The 17,675-nt window shown below is 28.4% G+C and carries 18 protein-coding genes; 5 read left to right on the top strand and 13 right to left on the bottom strand.

Features of this window, described 5'->3' with window-relative positions; all coding sequences use genetic code 11:
* Positions 1–3 precede the first annotated feature (3 nt).
* Positions 4–186, bottom strand: a complete 183-nt coding sequence (locus BLU40_RS06940) for a CPXCG motif-containing cysteine-rich protein (protein WP_090121540.1) — start codon at positions 184–186, stop codon at positions 4–6.
* Complete coding sequence (locus BLU40_RS06935) at positions 186–953, bottom strand: sulfite exporter TauE/SafE family protein (RefSeq protein WP_090121536.1); 768 nt, start codon at positions 951–953, stop codon at positions 186–188. The genes BLU40_RS06940 and BLU40_RS06935 overlap by 1 nt, the downstream gene beginning before the upstream one ends.
* Positions 954–1,041: 88 nt before the next feature.
* Here BLU40_RS06935 and BLU40_RS06930 point away from each other — a divergent pair, with 88 nt between their 5' ends.
* A complete protein-coding gene (locus BLU40_RS06930; RefSeq protein ID WP_090121533.1) occupies positions 1,042–1,740 on the top strand; it encodes a pseudouridine synthase in 699 nt (232 codons plus the stop codon).
* A 233-nt stretch (positions 1,741–1,973) separates the two neighbouring features.
* On the opposite strand, the gene BLU40_RS06925 is transcribed toward BLU40_RS06930, so the two are convergent.
* From BLU40_RS06925 to BLU40_RS06905, 5 genes are all read right to left on the bottom strand, one after another.
* Positions 1,974–2,426 (bottom strand): hypothetical protein, encoded by a 453-nt coding sequence (locus tag BLU40_RS06925; protein ID WP_090121531.1) that lies wholly within the window; start codon positions 2,424–2,426, stop codon positions 1,974–1,976.
* A gap of 316 nt (positions 2,427–2,742) precedes the next feature.
* The gene (locus tag BLU40_RS06920) at positions 2,743–3,948 is read right to left on the bottom strand and encodes a cyclic nucleotide-binding domain-containing protein (protein WP_090121529.1); all 1,206 of its coding nucleotides are present in this window, start codon (positions 3,946–3,948) and stop codon (positions 2,743–2,745) included.
* Positions 3,949–3,996: 48 nt separating this feature from the next.
* Entirely contained in the window at positions 3,997–5,988 is a 1,992-nt protein-coding gene (locus BLU40_RS06915; RefSeq protein WP_090121526.1) for an alpha-ketoacid dehydrogenase subunit alpha/beta, read from the bottom strand.
* Positions 5,989–6,084: 96 nt separating this feature from the next.
* Positions 6,085–6,564, bottom strand: a complete 480-nt coding sequence (locus tag BLU40_RS06910; RefSeq protein ID WP_090121523.1) for an Lrp/AsnC family transcriptional regulator — start codon at positions 6,562–6,564, stop codon at positions 6,085–6,087.
* A 72-nt stretch (positions 6,565–6,636) separates the two neighbouring features.
* Positions 6,637–7,734 (bottom strand): M14 family zinc carboxypeptidase, encoded by a 1,098-nt coding sequence (locus BLU40_RS06905; protein WP_090121520.1) that lies wholly within the window; start codon positions 7,732–7,734, stop codon positions 6,637–6,639.
* Between the two features lie 354 nt (positions 7,735–8,088).
* On the opposite strand from BLU40_RS06905, the gene BLU40_RS06900 reads away from it, so the two are divergent.
* A complete protein-coding gene (locus tag BLU40_RS06900) occupies positions 8,089–8,499 on the top strand; it encodes a helix-turn-helix domain-containing protein (protein ID WP_090121519.1) in 411 nt (136 codons plus the stop codon).
* A 50-nt stretch (positions 8,500–8,549) separates the two neighbouring features.
* Here BLU40_RS06900 and BLU40_RS06895 read toward each other — a convergent pair whose 3' ends face one another.
* The 6 genes from BLU40_RS06895 to BLU40_RS06870 all read right to left on the bottom strand — a co-directional run bounded on the left by BLU40_RS06895 (position 8,550) and on the right by BLU40_RS06870 (position 14,374).
* On the bottom strand, positions 8,550–10,976 hold the full coding sequence (locus tag BLU40_RS06895; RefSeq protein WP_449405320.1) for a M1 family metallopeptidase: 2,427 nt from the start codon (positions 10,974–10,976) through the stop codon (positions 8,550–8,552).
* 138 nt (positions 10,977–11,114) lie between these two features.
* Positions 11,115–11,666, bottom strand: coding sequence for a DUF4252 domain-containing protein (locus tag BLU40_RS06890; protein WP_090121516.1), 552 nt, complete (start codon positions 11,664–11,666; stop codon positions 11,115–11,117).
* A 6-nt stretch (positions 11,667–11,672) separates the two neighbouring features.
* Complete coding sequence (locus tag BLU40_RS06885) at positions 11,673–12,188, bottom strand: DUF4252 domain-containing protein (protein ID WP_090121514.1); 516 nt, start codon at positions 12,186–12,188, stop codon at positions 11,673–11,675.
* A 4-nt stretch (positions 12,189–12,192) separates the two neighbouring features.
* A complete protein-coding gene (locus tag BLU40_RS06880) occupies positions 12,193–12,618 on the bottom strand; it encodes a hypothetical protein (RefSeq protein WP_090121513.1) in 426 nt (141 codons plus the stop codon).
* Positions 12,605–13,114, bottom strand: coding sequence for an RNA polymerase sigma factor (locus BLU40_RS06875; RefSeq protein ID WP_090121509.1), 510 nt, complete (start codon positions 13,112–13,114; stop codon positions 12,605–12,607). Before BLU40_RS06875 ends, BLU40_RS06880 begins: the two co-directional genes overlap by 14 nt.
* A 114-nt stretch (positions 13,115–13,228) precedes the next feature.
* Positions 13,229–14,374, bottom strand: coding sequence for a zinc metalloprotease (locus BLU40_RS06870; RefSeq protein WP_090121506.1), 1,146 nt, complete (start codon positions 14,372–14,374; stop codon positions 13,229–13,231).
* A gap of 99 nt (positions 14,375–14,473) precedes the next feature.
* On the opposite strand from BLU40_RS06870, the gene BLU40_RS06865 reads away from it, so the two are divergent.
* From BLU40_RS06865 to BLU40_RS06855, 3 genes are all read left to right on the top strand, one after another.
* The gene (locus BLU40_RS06865; RefSeq protein WP_090121504.1) at positions 14,474–15,955 is read left to right on the top strand and encodes a S41 family peptidase; all 1,482 of its coding nucleotides are present in this window, start codon (positions 14,474–14,476) and stop codon (positions 15,953–15,955) included.
* 91 nt (positions 15,956–16,046) lie between these two features.
* Positions 16,047–17,087, top strand: a complete 1,041-nt coding sequence (locus BLU40_RS06860; RefSeq protein ID WP_090121502.1) for a WD40/YVTN/BNR-like repeat-containing protein — start codon at positions 16,047–16,049, stop codon at positions 17,085–17,087.
* Between the two features lie 5 nt (positions 17,088–17,092).
* Positions 17,093–17,650, top strand: coding sequence for a hypothetical protein (locus BLU40_RS06855; protein WP_090121501.1), 558 nt, complete (start codon positions 17,093–17,095; stop codon positions 17,648–17,650).
* The last annotated feature ends 25 nt before the right edge of the window (positions 17,651–17,675 follow it).

The following is a 17,675-nucleotide window of genomic DNA, read 5'->3' as shown; positions in this document are numbered from 1 at the left end:
TATTTATTGCTCTATATTTTCTATAGTTAAAGAGGCTAATTTATTGTTGTTAAAAACAGGCTTTATTTGAATAGGATTACAGCAAATTTCGCAATCTTCTATATATGTTTGAGAATGCACAGAACTATCTAACAGCATAGATATTTCTTCCCAACAATACGGACATTGAAAAAAGTGTTCTTCCATTAACTAAATAATATTAATAAGGCTCCAAAAGCTGTTGCTGCAATTATAAATTTTCTATAAGCTTCATTATTTATAAGTTTTACTAACCATACACCAGCAAAAAAGCCAATTATTATTCCAGGTATTAATAAAGTGTTTAATAAAAAACTATCTACAGTAATGGTTTTCCATACTATTATATGAAATGGTAATTTAAAAACATTTATTATAAAAAACAACCAGGCCATTGTACCTATAAATTCGTTTTTAGGCAATCGCATTGCTAAAAAATAAATATTAGCAAAAGATCCAGCTAAATTTCCAATCATAGATGTAATACCGGCTAATAAACCAATTCCGTTAGAAAAAAACCAATTAGTAGGTACTTCTTTCCTTTTTTTGCGATCCATAAACACCATAATTAATACAGTTGCCAAAATAAATACAGCCATAAATTGTTTAAACACAACTTCAGAAATATAAGAACCAAGTAATACTCCTATTAAAACCCCAATTACCATGGTTGGTAAAAGTTTCCATAAAAATTTCCATTGTGTATGTCGGTGGTAATAAATTACAGCTAATATATCAGCCATAATCATTAAAGGCATTAATACTCCGGTAGAAGCTTTACCTCCAAAAACCAAAGCCATTAAAATTACAATAATTACACCTAAGCCTTTAATACCAGCTTTTCCTACTCCTAAAATAAATGCAGCTAAAAAAGCTAAAAATAAATCTAGATATGTTAATTGGTATAATTCTATTAAATTAAAAATTTGCGGCATAGTTTTATTTAAAAGTTCGAAGGTACTACAATTTATAAATGTTTTAGTAATTTTATTTTAAGCCATTTTACTCTCTTATATTTGCAAAATGAAGATTGAAATTCTATTTGAAGACGATTATATAATTATTGTAAACAAACCTAATAATGTGCTTATACACAACTCGTATTATGCACGTAACATAAAAGATGATACGTTGTTAGATTTATTGGAAAAACAATTAAATCATAGCTTTTACCCTATTCATAGGTTAGATAGAAAAACTTCGGGTGTGTTAGCACTAGCAAAAAAGAAGGAAGATGTAGCTGTTTTTCAACAATTATTTAATTCAAATACCATTCAAAAAACATATTTGGGTATTGTACGAGGTTTTGCAAAAGAAAGTCAATTAATAGATTCTCCTGTTAAAAACCCTGATACAAAGGTGTATAAAGATGCTGAAACCATATGTAATTGTTTATTTTCTGTTGAATTGCCAATTGCTGTTCATCCTTATAAAAATTCGAGGTATAGTTTGGTAGAATTAAAACCAACTACTGGGCGTATGCATCAATTAAGAATTCATATGAATAAAATTAGCCATCCTTTGGTTGGAGATTATAAATATGGAGATCGATTTCATAATAGAATGTTCGAAACCGAATTTAATTGTCATAATTTATTTTTACACGCGCAATCACTAAGTTTTACGCACCCAAAATCTTATAAAACAATAACTATAACAGCTAAACTACCTAAAGATTGGAAAACTATTTTTGAAAAGTTTAAATGGAATTTTAAGGTGTAAAAAAACCGTTTTCAAATTCTAACTCTTGATACTTTACTTCTAAACTTTAATAAAATATTCTATCTGAGCTAACCCCAATAATCAGATGGAAAAATCAAATTATTAAATTATTAAAATGTTACACTTATGCGCAACTACCACGTTCGCAGCTACGCTAGTGTATTTATTTAATTTACTTGTTTAAAATATTAAAGAACCAAAACTTGAAAACGGTAAAGTGTATTGATTGAGAATTACTTATTGCTTGCTAACAAATTTTGCTGTTTTTCTTTTTTCATTACTTCTAATATCAACTCAAACACTTCTTTTTTTATGTATTTAAAATTTTGTGTATAATTATTAATTTCTAAATCTAATTGCTTGTGAATTGTTCTAAATGAATCTTCTTTTTTTAAGAAGATATTTTCCATTAATAAAGCTAAATTTACTTTATGATTATTTACTTGCTCTTTTAGATCAATAGCTACATTTTTTTCGTATTCTAGACCCTTTAAGTATAATTTTGCCTTTTTAAAGTTATTAGTACTACAAAGACCTATAATATGCTCAGTTATTAATTCTTTTAAAAATTCTTGCTCTATATCTATAAATTCAATTTCTGAAACCCAAAGTTGAGCTTTTTTATTAAGCTGTTCAATGGTTAAGTTTTCGCAAGGTTCTTTTTTGCTGTTTATATTTTTTTTCATAATATAATAGTTTTAAAGAATCCGAGAGAATTCCCTCTTTCTTCTCTCGGATTCTAAAAGAAGATTTTCATTGTATGTGTACCACAATAATTACATTCTATAATTATTAAATATTACCTGTTCAATTTATTGTATAAGAATTTCAAATTAATTTTCTCCTCTTACAAATCTATTTTCTATGGTAATTTAATAAACTCCTAACTCAATTGAATAGTAATTTAATCACGTAAAATCTTCTTTTTATTGATATTAAAATTACGTAAAATTAAAGCCTAAGGCAATGATACACATCAGTGTCTTAATTGATTGTAGTCAGTTATAGAACTTTTAATAAATTAGCTTTATTTATAACTGTAACTGATTTCTGATTTAATTTAATTAAACCTTCCTCATTAAAATCGTGTAAAGTTCTAATTAAAGTTTCCTTTGCAATTCCTATAGAATTAGCTAAATCTTGTCTAGATATAAATATTTCATTGTTTAAAGAAAGAATGTTATAATTTATAAACTTAATTAACACTCTCGCAGTTTTTTGTCTTACAGATCCATATGCTAACGATATAACTTGCTCTTTCATATTAATAATATTATTTGCCAGTAGCAAAATAAAATTTTGCAATACAGGCTGATTTTTATTAATTAGATTTGAAATTTCTAGCTTACTAATTTTATATAGTTGCGTATTAGTTACTGCTTGTGCATTTTGAAAATGAGGCAATTGTTTTACAAAAGAAACATATCCAAAAAAGTTGCCTTCTGTATAAAAATCAGTGATATAACTTTTTCCGTACTCACTTGTTTTATATGTTTTAACAATTCCTTTTTTGATTAAAAATATATGGTTACTTAGGTTTCCTTCGCAATAAATGGCTTCGCCTTTAATGTATTTATAAACTTTTTTATCTTTTAAAAAGGAGTTAAAAAAAACGGTAGAATCATATGAAGATTCAAATATTTCTTTACCAATATTACTTTTTAAAAATTGTGGTGATGTGCTGTTTTTTTCTAATAGGTTTTCAACAGATTTTAATAATTTAGTTTCAATATTTAAAGAATTTGATAATTGCTTTAAAATTTTTTCCAGCTCTTTGTTTTGATCTTTAATTCTTTCTTCAAGCTTTAAATTTTCGGTTACTATTTGAGCTTCCTTAGCTTTTCTTTCAGAAATATTTGTAACTACAACTTTGTAATAAATAAACTTTTCAAATTCAATTTTCCCGAAATTAGCTTCTATTGAAATAAATTCTTTATTCTGTTTAATTCCTTGTAACTCAATTAAACCATCAAAAAATGTTCTGTTTTTATTTGAAATAAAACTATGTATTAAAGAAGCATTATCAAAAAGTGAAGTAATATTCATTTGCTGAAAACTATCAAGCTCATAGTTAAACAACTCTGCTAAAGAGCTGTTAGCCATTATTATATCTCCTTTTTTATTGAAAATTGCAATTCCAAAATTTAACGAATTAAAGCATGCTTCGAAAAAAGCAGATGATTCCATAAGCTCTATTTTCTTTTTCATGCAATTAAATTAGACCTTATATATCTATAAATGTATGATTTAAATCATCTAATACTTTAATAAAATATTTACCTCTTTAATTATCATATCATTTTGCAGATACAAATTCTCTAAGTTTTTGGCAAAAGGTATAGGAGTTTCTATACTTCCAATTCTTTTTATTGGAGCATCTAAGTATTCAAAACAATTTTCAGAAATTAAAGCTGAAATATCTGATGCAATTCCACCAAACAATGTGTCTTCTTGTACAATTAGAACTTTTCCTGTTTTTTTTACCGATTTATAAATAGTTGCCACATCTAAAGGTTGAAGCGTTCTCAAATCTATAATATCAGCCGAGAATTGATGTTTTTTAAACTCGTCCAGCACCCAATGCACTGCTAAGCCATATGCAATTATGGTTAAATCCATTCCTTCATTTAATAGCTTTGCTTTACCTAATGGAATTGTATAATAATCTTCAGGTATTTCTTGATAAATAGATCTATACAATGCTTTATGTTCAAAAAATAAAACTGGGTTTTCGTCTTCTATTGAAGTTGCCAATAATCCTTTAGCATCATATGGAAATGCTGGATACACTACTTTTAATCCAGGTGTTTTAGTAAACCAAGCTTCATTAGTTTGACTGTGAAATGGGCCCGCTCCAACTCCAGCTCCACAAGGCATTCTTAAAACAATATCTGCTGGCTGATTCCAACGGTAAAAAGATTTTGCTAATAAGTTAATTACAGGATTAAATCCAGAGGTAATAAAATCTGAAAATTGTAACTCAACAACACTTTTAAAGCCATTAATTGAAAGTCCATAAGCAGCTTCAATTATACTAGATTCGCATATTGGAGTATTTCTAATTCTATCTTTTCCGTATTTTTTTAAAAAGCCTTCGGTTACTTTAAAAACACCACCATACTCTGCTATATCTTGCCCCATAACAATTAGATTGTCAAATACTTCTAGTGACTTATCTAAACCATTAGATATAGCATCTACCAATCTTGCTTCTGTAGTGTTTTGGTTAGGTTTTTTCTCTATAAAATGAATATGTTTGTAAACACCTGCAATTTCGTTTTCAGTGGTAGAACTAATTTCTTCTTCAGCAAAAGCAATTCTTAAATGTTCATTTATTTCATGAACTATTTCTTCTTTTATTAATACTTCTAACTCTTCAGATAAAATGTTTTCCTTTCTTAAAAAATTCTGATAATTTTCAATAGGATCTTTTAAAGCCCATAATTCTAAAATATTATGCGGTACATACTTATTACCACTCGCCTCTTCATGACCACGCATTCTAAAAGTTTTAAACTCAATTAAAACAGGTCGTGGATTAACTCTTACACTTTGGGCTATTTCTAAAACTTTGGAGTGTACTTCTAAAATATTATTGCCGTCAATAATATATGATTCCATTCCATACCCAACTCCTTTATCTGCAATGTTTTTGCACTTAAACTGCTCACTAGAAGGAGTTGAAAGTCCATAACCATTGTTCTCTACACAAAATAAAACAGGTAAATTCCATACTGCAGCAACATTAAGCGCTTCATGAAAATCTCCTTCACTTGTTGCTCCATCTCCACTAAATACAGTTGTAACTTGGTTGTTGTTTTTTAATAAATTTCCAAGTGCAATTCCATTTGCAACCCCTAATTGAGGACCTAAATGGGAAATCATTCCTATAATTTTAAATTCTTGAGAACCAAAATGAAAAGAACGATCTCTTCCGTTAGTAAAGCCACTTTTTTTACCTTGCCATTGTGCAAATAGTTTATGTAATGGAATATTTCTTGAAGTAAAAATACCAAGATTTCGATGCATTGGTAATATATATTCGTCAGTACTTAACGCATTACAAACTCCAACAGCAATAGCTTCCTGACCTATACCAGAAAACCATTTAGAAATTTTACCTTGCCTTAGTAAAATAAGCATTTTTTCTTCTATAAGTCTTGGTTTTACAAGTTTCTTATATAGGCTAATTAGCTCTTTATCAGAATAATTATTCCTGTCGTAAATTATTTTATTACTAGCAATCATAAAGTAGATTATACTTAAATGTAACAAAATTTTACCCAAAAAAAATACCTTATCATAAAACATGATAAGGTATTTTTAAATATTGTTAATCTAATATTAGATTTCTCTAAAAATAGAATGCATTAATCTTGTTTTGTCATTAATACTTTCCTCTAAAGAAATCATAGTTTCAGTTCTAGAAACTCCATCAATATCATCTATTTCAAAAATGATTTCTTTTGCGTGTGTTGTATGTTTTGCTCTAATTTTACAGAAAATATTGTATTTACCTGCAGTAATGTAAGCAATTGTTACGTTAGATATCTTTTTTAAAGCTTCAATTACTTTTTTAGTTTTTGAAGTTTTATCTAGGTAAATACCAACATGAGATATAAACGAATATCCCATTTTTTCATAATCAAGAGTTAAAGTAGATCCTTTTATAATACCTTCATCCTCCATTTTTTTTACTCTAACGTGTATAGTACCCGCAGAAACAACTAACTTTTTAGCTATATCAGTAAAAGGCGTTCTAGCATTTTCTATTAATATATCTAAAATTTGATGATCAATCTCATCCAACATAAATTTTTTCATGGTCTGATTATTATTGTATATAGAAATTTATTATGCAAAAATATAAAAAATAATGATAATAACACATAAAATTTATGAATTTGACAATTCTAAATCTAAATAATTTAAATTTTCTGCATTAATAATATTATTTGAAGCAAATTTTGATAAATCTCCTATTTGTTCAATGCATTTATATTTTACTAATTTATTATTTAATACCTTGAATTTGAATTGAATACCTACGTCAGTAATTTTACGAACTCCATCTAACTCAATAGTTAAGTTTTTATAAATTATATCTAAAAATAATTTATCGTTATTCGGAATATTAAAATATTCTTCATAATTAGAATAATTAGTTGTGTTAGTTATAAAATTTAATCCCTCAACAAGTGCGTAAAAATTAAATTCACGTGTGGTTTCACGTTCATAATCGTTTTTATAATGCCCTGCCTCTATTAATATAGTGTTATGTCCTAGTTTTTGAAAGTTATCTCCAGTAGCAGTTGGGTAAAATTCATCGGTATACCTACCGATATGATTAGGTATTAGCTGCTGTAGAAAAGAATTCATCGCTACAATTACGCTCATTGTTTCTTTTCTTTCTTCTGTTAATGTTCTTTCTTCATCTATTGAAGGTGCTAAAAATGATATTGTAGCTGTGTTTTGTGTCCCTTCAACATTAAATATGGAGCGTTGATCGTGTAAATTAAAGCAGAATTTTGGGTTAAACTCATCTAAAATACTGCGTAGTAGTTTACTTTCTGTTGCTTTAATAGCTACAGCATCTCTATTTAAATCTATATCGTTTAAATTTTCTCTTGTAAATTTAATAGCTCCATCAGGATTTAATAATGGTATAAATTGAAGTGTACATTCTTTTAAAATAGCACTTGAAAAAGATTCGTTATTTAAGTAATTAAACAAATCGAACATGGCTTTTGTGCCGGTACTTTCATTTCCATGCATTTGAGACCAAAGTAATATTTTCTTCTTTCCAGTACCTATTGAAACTTTATAAATAGGTATTCCACTTTCTGAAGTTCCAATAATTTCTTTGGTAAATTTAGATGGTAAATTGATTAATAAAGGTTCTATATCGGTAAATAAAATTCGTCGTCCAACTAAGCTAGATTCAAAATTGTTTTTATACCAGTGTTGTAAGTCTTCAACTTTTCCTGTTTTCATATTGCAAATATAAGTCTATATAAATGTATTAAAATTGAATTTAAATATTTAACAAGTTTTAGGTATTTGTTACAATTGTGAACCGTGTTAATTTACAAATGTAAACACTCGAATTTTTAACTCATATTACAAATGTAAACATATGCTATGTTCTAACAAACGCCTATTGAAACTCCCGACATCAACAATAAATAATTTTTATTGATGCGCATTAATTAACTTTATAATAGTTGTTTACAATTCTAAACCTAAATAATTACTTCAATAGAGTTTTACTATTGTAAATATATTTTTGTAATAGCTTTTATATTACAATTGTGTTGTTTAACTTTGTAAACATTAAAAAATGTTACAATGGTAAACATAGATGAGTTTTCAAAAAGGTTAAAATTAATTATGGAAACCTATAGCTATTCCGCTTCTTCTTTTGCTCAAAAACTAGAAGTACAACGCTCTAGTATTTCACATTTATTATCTGGAAGAAATAAACCTAGCCTAGATTTTGTTTTAAAAGTTTTAAAAGTTTTTCCTGAAGTTGAACTCTATTGGTTATTAAATGGTGTTGGTTCTTTTCCTAAAAAAGAAAGTGAACCTGTAACTACTCTATTTTCAAATACAGAAAAAAAGGAAGAGTTTGTTCCTGAAAAAATAATTGAGAAAACGGAAAAAGAAATTCCTGTTGAAGTTAAAATTTCAGAAAAAAAAGAAATTGAGAGAATTGTTGTTTTTTTTAAAGATGGCAGTTTTAAAAACTATACACCATAAAAAAAGGCTTCTTATTATAGAAGCCTTTTTAATATTATAAAAAATTTAAACTATTCAATTAAATTTGCCATTCCTGTTTTTAGAATAACAATTAATTCTTTTTTATTGGTGTTTGTAGAGTTTTGTTGGAAACTAACCATTTGATTAAGCATATTTACCGCCATTTTATCAAAATTGTATTTTTTATACTGTGTACCCAATTTAACAAAACTATTAGTAACATTTTCAATAGCTTCTTTATTGTCGCTTTGTGCTATCCATTTAAAAGCTTCGCCATACATACTTTGTGTACGTTTATCTTGCGTTAAAAACATACCTTTTAAAACGTGGTTTGCAATAAACGGTAAATTACTTTTATCTTTTTCGCTTATGTAAATATTTACCACTGCATCAGATAAATTCTCTTTTACTTTGTTGTTTAACGAGTTTACTTTTGCCAGCGCACCTTGTTTATCTATTTGATATAACGATACTAATGAAGCTCCTATAATGGCGTAAGATTCATTATCTACACCTCTTTCAAAAATTGGTTTATAAATTGGGTCTATTAGCTTACCTAAAACTTTAATAGCTGCAGCTCTAACCAATGTTTTAGGGTCGTTAGATGCGATTTTAGCTATTTTACTTATAGCGTCTTTCTTATTGTATTTTTGAAATAAATCAATGTTTTCTAACGCTAAGATTCTTAATTCATAATAAGGGTCATTTAATGCTTTTAAAATTGTATTGTAAGCATCTTTATTTGTTTGCTGTTTGTCTGCTATATTTTCTATAGCAATTTTTCTATCTAAGTACTTTGGAGCATTGTTGTATTGATAAATATAGTTTTGAGTTGTTTTTTTATCATTAATCTCAGCCAATAAAACTCTTTTAGCATCTATATTAATTAACTTTGGAAGCTTGTTAAAGTTAAATGTAAATGAGCTTTCTTTTCCATCTACCCAAACATTCTCTCTTCTTACAACTCCATTTCCTTCATAAATATCTATACTTAAAGGAAATTTAAACGTTTTTCCAATTTGATTAATATTTACAGTAACATTTCTACTTATTGTATTAAAGTCATAAGTTACATTCATATCAATATGACCACTTCCAAAATACCACTGATTAAAAAACCAGTTTAAGTCTTTTCCGCTTATTTTTTCAAAAGCTAAACGTAAATCGTGTGCTTCTGCAGTACCAAATTTATGTTTGGTTAAATACGATTTCATTCCTTCAAAAAAAGCTTCGTCACCTAAGTAATCACGCAACATATGTAAAATAGCATTTCCTTTGTGGTAGCTAACAGGGTCAAACATATGCTCTTTATCTTCGTAATAAAAACGAACTAAATCTTTGTCTTCGCTTCCACTTTGTAAATACACTTGCACGTCCTCGTCCATATGCGCATCTGCTTTATCTTTTCCGTACTTGTACTCGTACCACAAATAAACACTATATGTTGCAAAAGACTCGTTTACAGTTAAGTTAGCCCAGCTTTCGGTTGTAACTAAATCTCCAAACCAATGATGAAACATTTCGTGCGCAATAGTACCTTCCCACTCATTATTGTCAATTAACTGTCCTTTGTGTTGTTGAGCGGTTTCTCCATGAACTACGGCAGTAGTGTTTTCCATAGCTCCACTAACATAATCTCTTACTACTATTTGAGAGTATTTATCCCAAGGATATTCTACGCCTGTTAAATTTGAGAAAAAAGTTAACATTTCTGGTGTTAAACCAAAAATATCTTTCGCTGCATATTCATATTCAGGCTCTACGTAATAATCTACTTTTAAGTTTTTCCAACTATCGTTTACCACACTAAACTCACCTGCTCCCATAAAAAACAAATAAGGTGCGTGCTTTTCATCCATTTTCCAATAATCTGTTCTTGTTCCGTTAGTGTTTTTATTTTGACTAATTAAATTACCATTTGAAAGCGTTACAAACTTATCTGGCACAGTCATATAAATTTCTTGTGAAGTTTTCTGATTTGGACTATCTATAGTTGGAAACCAGCAGCTACTAGATTCCGTTTCTCCTTGGGTCCAAATTTGAGTAGGTTTTTCTGGGTCTGTTTCTAACGGATCTATAAAATACAAACCTTTAGCATCTTGTATGGCTACACTACCTTTTTGAACAACTTCTTCAGGTTTTGCAGTGTATTTAATGTAAACTGTATATTCTTCATTTCTTTTGAAGGTTTTGCCTAATTCAATAGTAATTTCATTGTCGCTATAGTTATAAGGAACGTCAGAACCTTCAAGTTTAACTTGATGTATGTCAAATGATTTTGCATCTAACGTTACTTTATTTATAGGATAAAAATGAGGAGTTAATGTAATCCAAGCTTCACCATTTAATTGACTCTTTTGAAAATTGAAATCAACTTTTAATTTGGTATGAATTAAATCGTTTATTTTTTCTCTTTCTGCTTGGTATTTTTTGCCTTGAGCTTGTGATAATACAGTCACAAATAAGGCAACAATCATAAAATACTTTTTCATTTGTAAAACTTAAATTATAAGAATTCAAAAATAGCATTTTATTATGTTTTACTAGTTAAAGTGCCGTTAAAAAGAAAAACCACACAATTAGGTGTGGTTTTCTATATTTTTAGTGAAGATTTTTTATTTTGAAATACTTTTAAAAATACCTTCTAATTGGCTCATTTGTTGCGAACCTCCATTTAATTTTAAATGCTGTGCCATTTCCATAATTTGAGATGGATTCATATTATTTCCTAAAACTCTAACCAACGCAAATCCTTTTTTATTGTCAGATCCAAAAACTACTACTTCATCAACAGCATCTTCAGTTCCTAAATAACTAACATTAACGGCACTTTTACCCATATTAAAACGCGCTAACTGTTTGTATTTTGGGTTTTTTAGTATTTCTTTTACTTTTAGTTTTTCTGTTTTATACAATTCTTCATTAGTATCATTCAATTGCAGTGCTAATACATTTACTTTTTTAATAGTTTCTAATGTTTTTTTAGCATCTTCAGAAATACCAGTTTCTTTTAACTGTAAAATATTTGAAGGTAAATCAATAGCTATAAAATCTGAATTCTCTTTACCGTCAACAATATATTTTTGTAATGAAGGTGTGCTTTCGCAAGCTGTTAATAAAAGGACTGATATAAAAATCAGTCCTATATTTTTTAGAATATTTTTCATTGGTTATTATTTTTTAAGTTTCAATCCACTGTTTGGAATATGAGCTTCTGTAATTTCAGCAATATTATTTAAATCAATATTACCTGTTAACGAAAGTATTACAGCTTCTTTATTAGCTTTATCTTTAAGGTCGCTTACAAACATTAATAATTCACTTACGTGGTCATCATCTTTACCAGGTCTAACATACACTTTTACATTAGCATCTTTATCTTTAACCCTCATTAACTCATTTAGTTTAGACGATTTTAAATACTTAGTTACTGCTACATTCATTTCACCTGCGATAGTTGCATTTTCAGTAGTAAAGACTTTTAACGACTCTAGGCTTTGCACCATTTCTTGGTACTTTTTACCTTCTTCTCCTCCGCCTTTAAATTTACTTGCCATTTTAAATAACTCTTTAGTTACAACTATAGTTGTAACATCATCCATATCTTCAAACTTATCAAATAATGATGTTTGCGCAATACTTGTAAATGGTAATATGGCTACGATTAATATTAAGATTACTTTTTTCATTTGTTTACTTTTTAGATTGTTTAAGTGCTTTATTTTTTGCTATTTCGAACTCTTGCAATTGTGTAATTGCTACAGTTCCTTTGTTTAAATTTGCTGAAAGCATTCCAAACGCTAATTGCGATTCGTTATAAGCTTTTTCAGCCCTGTTTTGCTGAACTTTATAATGTCCACCATAAATACTTACTAGTAATATTACCGAGGCTGCTACTGATAACAGTTTCCAATTCCACTTTTGACTTTTTAATTGAATTGTTTTAGTATAACGCTCTTGTTTACTAGTTGAAAAATAACCAAACAATGCTTGGTATTCTTGTAAATGCTCTGGAACATTATTGCTTAAAAAATAATTTTTTAATTCATTTTCTTCAGCAATGCTTGTTTCTGCATTTTCGTATTTTTCCAACAACTTTTCTATGTTAGCTAACTCCATAATTATGTTGTTTTAATAATTGTTCTTTAATTGTTTTTCTCGCCCTAGATAATGTTACTCTTACTGCCGTTGGTTTTATATTTAGCATTTTTGCTATTTCATCAAACTCATACTGCTCCACATCTCTTAGTTGTATTATTAATTTTTGCTGCTCTGGTAAGTTTTCAATCAACTCGTGAACTTTACTTACGCTGTCATTAAGTTCCACACGCCTATCTAAAGACGTTCCTTTTTCTTGATAATTACTATGAACCAAACTTAAATTACTTGCTTGTTTAGATTTTAATCTGTCAAAACAATAATTTTTTGTCATTGTCATTGCAAAAGCTTCTACACTTTTATAATTAGATAATTTCCCTTTGTTTTTCCATAACTTAAAAAACAACTCTTGAGTTGCGTCTTCTGCCTCTTCTGTAGATACCAATAGTCTTTTCGCTAAGCGAAACACTTTATCTTTAAACGGCATTACAGTTTTTAAAAACTCTGTTTGTTTCATTATTAAGTTTGGTTTTTACAACTTTTTATAGTTGCTTACATAATTATGACGAGCATATTACGTTTTTGTAACAAAAAAAAGTGTTGAAAATTTTTTCAACACTTTTTTGCTTTTTTACTTTCCGCTTAAGATGCTATCTTCAATGGGATCTCCATAAGGGTCTCCGTCATCATTACAATCCATAAGGATCCAATCTACTTCAGTATTAAATATCCAACTAATTGCTCGCAAATCATCATAATAAAACTTTCTGTCAAATCCACTTGCTCCAGTTGAAAATAATGATTTACTTGAGCTTGAAATATTAGCAAAATTTGAATCATGTTCATCAGTATGTCTAAAACCTAATGAATGACCTAGCTCATGTAATATAGTGCCCTTAGCCTTAGAATACATACTGTTTTTATTGTTTATTCTTATAAACTTACCTATTTTATGACGTCTAGACCCATCATTATAACCTTGATAATAGCCTACCTGAGCTTCAGCTATTGCTCCTTGACTATCCATATCTTCTCTTGGAACCATTGTTATTTCAATATTTCCATAATCTCCTTCATCAATAACATTTCTTATTCTAAAATAAATACCTGGTGAAGAAGCATCAAAATAGTTATCTGAATCAAATAGGTTATTGTTAATTGCTTTATTCCATTCATCAACCGCAGCAACAATACCTTGTCTCCAATTTGAATTTACAGATGGATCTATTATTATATTGATATAGCTATCAGTAGAGAAATTGCCACCTAGACAATATACATCACCAAGGAGAACAATTTTATAAATTGCATCAGGATCATTGCCTGAAGATAGGAATCCATCCCCAATATTATTTATAATAAAATTTCTTTGAGAGAACTCTAATTCATGCCTTGGGTCTATAGGGTTATCAGAGTCATCAGAGTCATCAGATTCATCAGAATTATTATTGCTTTTATTTACTGGGTAACAATGGGCTGTTTGAGGAGGAGCTTCCCCATCAATGACCCTATCTTGAATGTTGTTTTTAAAATCTTGAAAACCTAGAAACTCTTTGTTTATCAAGCCTTGTCTTAAATTGTTTACTACATCTTTTGAACCCCATAAAATTAATTTATCATCACTTTTAGTTTTTTTCACATTTAAATTAAGTTGAGTCTCAATTTTGACTCCGCTTAAATTAGAGGTTTCTAAATTTTCAATTTCACTTAAACCTTCTTTTTCACACCCTGCAAATAACAGGACAAATAACATAATAAATAAATAATTCTTTTTCATATTTTTTCATTTAAATTTAAACAAATATATAATTATTTAAATATAATTATATTATTTTTTTGTAATTTTCGGAATAATTCAAATCTAATTAAATCAAGAATGAAAAAAATCATAAAACTTTATATTTCTGCATTTATATTAATTATAATTTCCTGCTGTAGTAATAAAAATGACAACTTTACACCAACTGCTAGTTTAGAAATTCAAGATTTTGTTTGGAAAGGTTTAAATACTTATTATTTATGGAAAAATGATGTTCCTAACCTAAACGATAGCAGATTTTCATCTGATAAGGAGTATTCAGATTATTTAAGTGACTACCCACAACCTGAAGATTTGTTTGAAAGTTTGATTTACAATAGATCAACAACTGACAAATGGTCTTGGATTGTTGATGACTATATAGATTTAGAAAATTCTTTTAGCGGTATTAGTACTAGTAATGGTATGGAGTATGGTCTAACTTATGAAGCTAATAGTACTACTGATATTTTTGGGTATGTTCGCTACGTATTACCAAATACAGATGCGGCTAATAAAGGAGTTAAAAGAGGAGATGTGTTTGACGCTATTAATGGAGTGCAATTAACTATTAATAATTATAAGGAACTTTTAAGTTTGGATTCTTACACGCTTAATTTTGCAGATATAAATGGTGGGAATCCGACTTCTAATAATACTTCTGCAAATTTGGTAAAAAGCGAATATCAAGAAAATCCAGTTTATATTGTTAAAACAATTGATGTTGACGGTACTAAAATTGGTTATTTAATGTATAATAGTTTTACAAGTAATTATGATGTTGATTTAAATAATGCTTTTGCACAATTAAAAAATGAAGGAGCTACTGAGTTGGTTTTAGATTTAAGATATAATGGAGGTGGAGATATAAAAACAGCTGTTTACTTGTCGCAAATGATAACGGGACAATTTACTGGAGAATTATTTGCTAAAGAAAGATGGAATGATGAAATACAAGAATGGTTTGAAAACAATGAGCCAACATATTTAGTGAATAATTTTGTTGATAGAATTAGAAAATATAACGATGATGATGAGCTTATCGTTGATGACTTTATAAGCAGTTTAAACCTTACTCGTTTATATGTTTTAACAAGTGGTAGTTCTGCTTCAGCAAGTGAATTGGTTATAAATGGTTTAAACCCATATATTGATGTTGTTACTATTGGTACAACTACTTTTGGTAAATATACAGGGTCAATTACGCTATATGATTCAGATGATTTCTCTAAAGATGGAGATAATTTTAATCAAAACCACACTTGGGCAATGCAGCCTATTGTTTTAGAAACTCTAAATAAAGTTGGAGAAAATAGTCCTTCTGGCTTTACACCAACTCATGAACTAATTGATTATATAGATTTAATGCAACCTTTAGGAGACAAGAGCGAACCTTTATTGGCTAAAGCAATATCTTTAATCACTGGAGCTTCAACAAAAAGTAAGGCTAGAGTTAGCTCTTTTGAAGTTAGAGATTTTAAAAACTCTAACAGCTTTAAACCTTTCGGTAATGAAATGTATGTAGATAAAAAATTACCTCTTAGTTTATTTATAAAATAAACGTAAAATATAAATTTAAAGACAGACTTAGGTCTGTCTTTTTTTTGTTAAATAATTAAGTATTTTTGCTTTAATAAAACTAATCAATACAATGAAAATTAAAATTGCATCTCTGCTCCTGTTTAGTATACTAATTAGCTGTGGAAAAGGTTACAAATCAAGAGAGTCTGTAACTGTTGAATTTGAATATGTAAAAAAAGATAGTACTGCAAGTTATAGAGCTATTGAAATTGCAAATGATTCTACAGTTGTTTATGCAGGTTCAAATGGTAGTTTTGGAGTTATAACTGGAGGTAAAGATTTAAAATTAGCAACGAGTATTAATACAGACACTTTGGTTCCTAATTTTAGAGCACTTGCGTTTCATAAAGATGCAGCTTTCGCTATAAACATTGGAAATCCGGCTTACATTTATAAATTTATTAATGGAGCTATTGAAATGACATACAAAGAAGAGGGTGAAAAAGTTTTTTACAATTCTATGAAGTTTTTTGATGAATTAAATGGTATTGCAGTTGGAGATCCAACAGAAAATTGCTTATCTATATTAATTACAAGAGATGGTGGTAAAAATTGGGGTAAAATTCCTTGCGAATATTTACCTGCTACTGCTGAAGGTGAAGCTGCATTTGCTGCAAGTAACACTAATATTTCTATTGTAGGTAAAGAGGCTTGGATAGCAACCGGAGGAAAAAAGGCTAGAGTTTTTCATACAAGTGATATGGGTATAAATTGGGAGGTTTTTGAAACACCTATTGTACAAGGAAAAGAAGCTACAGGTATTTATTCTATTCATTTTAGAAATAAAAAAAATGGAATTATTGCTGGTGGAGATTATACAGATAAGTTTGGGGATTCAGCAAACAAAGCAATTACTAAAGATGGTGGTAAAACCTGGAACTTAATTGCAGAAAATGAAGCTCCAAAGTATGTTAGTTGTGTGCAATTTGTTCCAAAAACAAGAGGTAAAGAAATTATGGCTGTTTCTACAAACGGACTATTCTACTCTAATAACGCTGGTAAAAATTGGCAAAAAATTAGTGATGAAGCTTTTTATAGTATTCGTTTTTACGATAAAAATAATGCTTGGGTTGCTGGTAATGGTAAAATTGCTAAAGTAAAAATCAACTAAATTTAATGAAGAAAATTGGTTTAATCATTTTACTTACAGTGTTAGTAATAAGCTGTAAAAAACAGTCGCAATTAAGTGCTAGGTTTGATTGTGGTAACGAAAGTGTTTCTAATACTAAACAAATTTTAGACTTCAATAAAAACTTTAAAGTAAGCATACCAAGTAGTTGGAATACACAGCTTCACTACAGCACTTCTCAATCTCAAATTTTTACTGCAGATACTACAAAACAACTTTCTAAAACCTATATTTTAGATACTTCGTTTAATTATGGAGAAATAAATTTTGATTCTGATTTCATTAAAAAAACAGATTCCATAATTAAAAGTAAAAACTTAATTTTAGTAACTTCAGAAAAAGAAAAATTTAAAAATAAAGACTCGTTTTGGTATGTGGTTAAAGGCTTAAAACAAAAAATGACCTATCACCAATTAAATATGATTATTAAATTATCCAACAATACATATTTTAGTGCAAATGTAGATGTTTATGGAGACACTCGAATAAATGAACGTTTATGCGAGTCTTTGTCGATATTAAATTCCGTAGAATTTTTAGAATAATTTATGAATATTCAATTGTATAAAC

The sequence above is a fragment of the Lutibacter oricola genome (genome assembly GCF_900106565.1).
Classification (GTDB): Bacteria; Bacteroidota; Bacteroidia; order Flavobacteriales; family Flavobacteriaceae; genus Lutibacter; species Lutibacter oricola.
Note: the sequence above shows the minus strand (reverse complement) of the source record. Positions and strands in the feature narration are given on the sequence as shown.

Excerpts from the sequence above, each read along its gene's own strand:
- BLU40_RS06940 (WP_090121540.1), bottom strand. The coding sequence starts at position 186 with ATGGAAGAACACTTTTTTCAATGTCCGTATTGTTGGGAAGAAATATCT.
- BLU40_RS06935 (WP_090121536.1), bottom strand. The coding sequence starts at position 953 with ATGCCGCAAATTTTTAATTTAATAGAATTATACCAATTAACATATCTA.
- BLU40_RS06930 (WP_090121533.1), top strand. The coding sequence starts at position 1,042 with ATGAAGATTGAAATTCTATTTGAAGACGATTATATAATTATTGTAAAC.
- BLU40_RS06925 (WP_090121531.1), bottom strand. The coding sequence starts at position 2,426 with ATGAAAAAAAATATAAACAGCAAAAAAGAACCTTGCGAAAACTTAACC.
- BLU40_RS06920 (WP_090121529.1), bottom strand. The coding sequence starts at position 3,948 with ATGAAAAAGAAAATAGAGCTTATGGAATCATCTGCTTTTTTCGAAGCA.
- BLU40_RS06915 (WP_090121526.1), bottom strand. The coding sequence starts at position 5,988 with ATGATTGCTAGTAATAAAATAATTTACGACAGGAATAATTATTCTGAT.
- BLU40_RS06910 (WP_090121523.1), bottom strand. The coding sequence starts at position 6,564 with ATGAAAAAATTTATGTTGGATGAGATTGATCATCAAATTTTAGATATA.
- BLU40_RS06905 (WP_090121520.1), bottom strand. The coding sequence starts at position 7,734 with ATGAAAACAGGAAAAGTTGAAGACTTACAACACTGGTATAAAAACAAT.
- BLU40_RS06900 (WP_090121519.1), top strand. The coding sequence starts at position 8,089 with ATGGTAAACATAGATGAGTTTTCAAAAAGGTTAAAATTAATTATGGAA.
- BLU40_RS06895 (WP_449405320.1), bottom strand. The coding sequence starts at position 10,976 with ATGATTGTTGCCTTATTTGTGACTGTATTATCACAAGCTCAAGGCAAA.
- BLU40_RS06890 (WP_090121516.1), bottom strand. The coding sequence starts at position 11,666 with ATGAAAAATATTCTAAAAAATATAGGACTGATTTTTATATCAGTCCTT.
- BLU40_RS06885 (WP_090121514.1), bottom strand. The coding sequence starts at position 12,188 with ATGAAAAAAGTAATCTTAATATTAATCGTAGCCATATTACCATTTACA.
- BLU40_RS06880 (WP_090121513.1), bottom strand. The coding sequence starts at position 12,618 with ATGGAGTTAGCTAACATAGAAAAGTTGTTGGAAAAATACGAAAATGCA.
- BLU40_RS06875 (WP_090121509.1), bottom strand. The coding sequence starts at position 13,114 with ATGAAACAAACAGAGTTTTTAAAAACTGTAATGCCGTTTAAAGATAAA.
- BLU40_RS06870 (WP_090121506.1), bottom strand. The coding sequence starts at position 14,374 with ATGAAAAAGAATTATTTATTTATTATGTTATTTGTCCTGTTATTTGCA.
- BLU40_RS06865 (WP_090121504.1), top strand. The coding sequence starts at position 14,474 with ATGAAAAAAATCATAAAACTTTATATTTCTGCATTTATATTAATTATA.
- BLU40_RS06860 (WP_090121502.1), top strand. The coding sequence starts at position 16,047 with ATGAAAATTAAAATTGCATCTCTGCTCCTGTTTAGTATACTAATTAGC.
- BLU40_RS06855 (WP_090121501.1), top strand. The coding sequence starts at position 17,093 with ATGAAGAAAATTGGTTTAATCATTTTACTTACAGTGTTAGTAATAAGC.